Origin of the sequence: Mycobacterium sp., from assembly GCF_052144515.1 — a bacterium.
GTDB lineage: Bacteria > Actinomycetota > Actinomycetes > Mycobacteriales > Mycobacteriaceae > Mycobacterium.
In genome coordinates, this window is record NZ_JBKQQD010000280.1 from 1 (window position 1) to 3,749 (window position 3,749).

A 3,749-nucleotide genomic window follows, 5' to 3' on the forward strand; every position below is an offset into this window, starting at 1 on the left:
ACCGGCCGCACAGTCGGTTTCGGTAACACGGTGTCGCATTCACACCGCCGCAGCCGACGCCGGTGGTCGCCTAATATCCAAACCAAGACCTACTTTGTGCCCTCAGAGGGCCGACGGGTAAAGCTGCGCGTGAGCGCCAAAGGGATCAAGGTCATCGACCGCGACGGCATCGAGACGGTCATCGCGCGACTGCGCCGCGACGGGCAGCGGATCTGATGGCGGGCAACGAGATCCGGCCCATCGTCAAGCTGCGCTCCACAGCGGGCACTGGCTACACCTACGTCACACGCAAGAACCGCCGCAACGATCCCGCCCGGCTGCAGCTGCGGAAATACGACCCGGTGATCCGCCGCCACGTCGAGTTCCGCGAGGAGCGCTGATGGCCAAGAAATCTAAGATCGCCCGCAACGAGCAACGCCGGGCCATCGTGGCGCGCTACGCCGAGCGGCGCGCCGAGCTCAAGGCGATCATCCGCTCGGCAGCCAGCACCGCCGAGCAACGGCAGGCAGCTCAGCGCGCGCTCGCCCGCCAGCCCCGCGACGCCAGCGCGGTTCGGCTGCGGAACCGCGACACCGTCGACGGCCGGCCCCGCGGACATCTGCGCAAGTTCGGGTTATCACGAGTGCGGATGCGCCAACTCGCCCATACCGGTCAACTACCGGGCGTGCGGAAAGCGAGCTGGTGATGACCAGAAAAGCTACGAGAGTCCGGCGCACCGCCAGAACCGAAACCACCTCGCCGAAGAAAAATACGTTTACCACCCTCGGCATCAGCGCAGTGGACTACAAAGACACCGCCACCTTGCGGGTGTTCATCTCCGACCGTGGGAAGATCCGTTCACGTCGCGTCACCGGGCTCACCGTCCGCCAGCAGCGTGAAACTGCGACCGCGATCAAAAACGCGCGAGAGATGGCGCTACTGCCCTACCCTCAGGCGGCGCGGTGACGTCATGGCGCCGCGCCACTGACCGCGCCTTCACCGTCTTCGTCTGCTCCTGCTGCACGGCTGGACCAGGACTATCCGTCCTTGCGGAACTTGGTGAGAGCATCCGACGCTGCCGGCACGGCATCCTGGTGTCCGCGCCGTGCCTAGCAGGGAAACTGAGCTGCGCCGCCCACGCCAACGGTCCAGGCGCCATGGCAGTGCTACAGCCCTGCTCCAAAGACCGATCACCCATCGGCTTGCCGCAATGGATCGGTCCCCTCACCAATCCCGCAGACACCGAAGCGGCGCAGACGTGGATTGAACGCGGCGACTGGAACATAGCCACCTTGCCGCAACACCTGCAATCGCCACTGAATTGGATGCACGTCAACAGCTCTCGCAACTGACCGCGCCTTTCGAGCTCCGTTGCGGTAACGCGGACCAAAGGACGCGGCAAGCACAGTCTTATCGGCCTAGTGACGCGAGACACGCTTTGAAAATTTCGGCGCAATACGAGCAGGTGCCAGCCTATGGCTCGCCGCGATAAGAGGTCAGTCTCGCCTCGGCGGCAAAAGCGGGATCTTCCAGCGCCTCTCGATCGCAACCGGACTCGGATGGCTGAGCTCTTTATCGCTTCGCGGCCTGTCTCACTAACGAACTTGCCGGACGCCCTCCGCTTTTCATCCGGCGGCTAACACCCGCCGACGACAGACGCCGCTTGTCAACTGGTAGGCAACTTTCGATGGCCATGACATCGCTCCCGATCCGATCCCTCACGCCGTGAATCAGATATCGCGGGTCAGCCAACTCACTGTGCTGTCGAGTGCCTGAGCAACTTTTGCCAGCAACACGACGGAGGGATTGCGCAGCCCCCGGAGATCATGTTCTCGCAGCTTGTCAACGCCGGGTCGACGTAGAGCGAGTGTACGAGTTTGTCCCACTTGTGCTGCTCGCTTCTTACCTGTCCGACGTCACCCTCGAGTAGCGGACTCGGGCTCCTCGATGGCGCGGCAGATTGTGGGTGTGTCTTCCGCGCAGCAGTCGTCGGCTCGGCGGCGAGTGCCGATGAGCGACCGGCGCAGACTGAGCAATTCGGTGACCGTCGCGTCGATATCGCTGATCCGTTCATCCAGGATGTCGCGGACGGCGGCACACGGCGGGGTACCACCATTTCGGATGGCAAGTATCGTGCGAATGTCGTCTAAGTGCAGGCCGAGCGTGCGGGCACGCCTGATGAACGTCAACAGCTCGACATCGTGGTGATCGTAGAGTCGGTAGCCTGCCGGGGTTCGGTCAGCAGCTGAGAGCAGGCCTTTCGCCTCGTAGACTCGCACCGCTTTGCGGGTAACCCCAGCAGCCGCGGCAGCTTGCCCGATGGTCAAAGTGGATGCCGGCATAATTCACGCTCCTCCGCTCGCATCTCAGTATTGACCTTGCCCCAGGGGCCGGGTTCTAGAGTGAAACTACCCGATCCACAAATCAAATGAAGGAGACCGAACATGCCGTTAACCCAGGGAGAGGTCTACCACTGCCCCGACACCAAGTGCGGGTGCGAAGTGACAGTGACCAAGCCAGCGCTACCCGACTGTCCCGACCCAGAGGCCCTGACCTGTTGCGGGAAGACCATGGTCAAAACAGCCAACTGACTCTTAATGAGCTGCCAGGTTGAAGGAGACGAAACCGTCAAAACGACGGGGTCCCATCAACCTGGCAGGGCCTCAGCAACGCATCGCTAAAAACACCGTGCGATGCGACAGACCTACGGTTGAAGAGATCCAGACGATCCAACCAAGACGGATACCACCGGCTTGCTGTCGCATCGTTGGGCTACCACGCACTGGGCCTCGCTGGACCTCCTCGCCGAACTTGACCCCACCATGGACGTCCGCCGCGACGAGCGATTCGTTGACGACGGCGACATCGTCACCGCCGCAGGGGTACCGGCCGGCCGGTTATATCTCGCAACAACGAGACAAGATCTGATCACTCCCGTTTCTCTAGACAGCGTTGCGGATCCAGCCCCCGAACCCGGGTCATGAACCGCGCTTGCAACTCACCATTGACGAACGTCATCACCGTGCTCCCTCTGTCGGATGTCAACCGACAGTGCGGGACTCCACGCCGACCGACGCGAAGGCCAACCGGCGTGGCGCAACCCCGTCGCTAATCAGGCCTTCGACGGCTTCAATCCACACACCAAGGTGGTATCAGATCTGGGACCGGCTAGCGGCAGCAGTTGGGGTCGAGCACCGCGCATAGCGCGGCGACGGCGTCGCTGTGAGGGCGGTGGTAGACGTTCATGCCACGGCGGTCGGATTCCACGAGCCCGGCCCGGCGCAGCTGGCTCAGGTGGTGACCGCGATGGCCGAGCGTTCCTCCCGTTCGGTAAGAACTTGAAATAGCGCTGCTCGGTTGACGTTGCGCCGCCGTGTCATGTGCTTTCCCTCCCGAGCAAGATGTCGTACTTGTCCGCCGACGGCACGCCTGAAATCACCGATCCCCAGGTATTGACAATAAAATCAGAGTTCGGGCGTACGAAAAATAGTATTCGCTATACCTGAATTGTTTTTACGGAGAAACTACGTTAGCAGTGTGACAATGATGTTGGCGCGCGGGATTCTCCACCGCGATCTGGACGTGTCGGGGCTGCAGGATCGGGGTCCCAGGACCGTTTACCCACTCCGCCGGCGAGCGATGCCCGGGATCGATATGCACCGCCACACGGTCATTGTCGCAGTCAGCTCTGCGGTGTCCGGCACGGTGGCGCCGTGACCCTTGTCGAGGTAGCACCACACGGCCAGCTCACCCTGCAGGAGGTGAAGTCA

Annotated in this window: 6 protein-coding genes and 1 pseudogene; 5 read left to right on the forward strand and 2 right to left on the reverse strand. The window is 62.3% G+C overall.

Annotated features, from left to right (window positions below; genetic code table 11):
- The 5 genes from rpmB to ACLP9N_RS18380 form a co-directional block, all read left to right on the forward strand.
- Window positions 1-216: 50S ribosomal protein L28 (rpmB, locus tag ACLP9N_RS18360; protein WP_442408758.1), on the forward strand; the 216-nt coding region annotated here is incomplete at its 5' end.
- Complete coding sequence (gene rpmG, locus ACLP9N_RS18365) at window positions 216-380, forward strand: 50S ribosomal protein L33 (RefSeq protein ID WP_442408759.1); 165 nt, start codon at window positions 216-218, stop codon at window positions 378-380. The genes rpmB and rpmG, both read left to right, overlap by 1 nt.
- A complete protein-coding gene (rpsN, locus tag ACLP9N_RS18370) occupies window positions 380-685 on the forward strand; it encodes a 30S ribosomal protein S14 (RefSeq protein WP_442408760.1) in 306 nt (101 codons plus the stop codon). Before rpmG ends, rpsN begins: the two co-directional genes overlap by 1 nt.
- The gene (gene rpsR / locus ACLP9N_RS18375) at window positions 685-945 is read left to right on the forward strand and encodes a 30S ribosomal protein S18 (RefSeq protein WP_442408761.1); all 261 of its coding nucleotides are present in this window, start codon (window positions 685-687) and stop codon (window positions 943-945) included. Before rpsN ends, rpsR begins: the two co-directional genes overlap by 1 nt.
- Window positions 946-1,136: 191 nt before the next feature.
- On the forward strand, window positions 1,137-1,331 hold the full coding sequence (locus ACLP9N_RS18380; RefSeq protein ID WP_442408762.1) for a hypothetical protein: 195 nt from the start codon (window positions 1,137-1,139) through the stop codon (window positions 1,329-1,331).
- 564 nt (window positions 1,332-1,895) lie between these two features.
- Here the strand turns inward: ACLP9N_RS18380 and ACLP9N_RS18385 are convergent.
- Both ACLP9N_RS18385 and ACLP9N_RS18390 read right to left on the reverse strand, forming a co-directional pair.
- Window positions 1,896-2,321: a MerR family DNA-binding protein gene (locus ACLP9N_RS18385; RefSeq protein WP_442408763.1), complete on the reverse strand. Its 426-nt coding sequence runs from the start codon at window positions 2,319-2,321 to the stop codon at window positions 1,896-1,898.
- 826 nt (window positions 2,322-3,147) lie between these two features.
- A pseudogene (locus ACLP9N_RS18390) lies at window positions 3,148-3,279 on the reverse strand (Rv2640c family ArsR-like transcriptional regulator); the annotation flags it as partial.
- Window positions 3,280-3,749 lie beyond the last annotated feature (470 nt).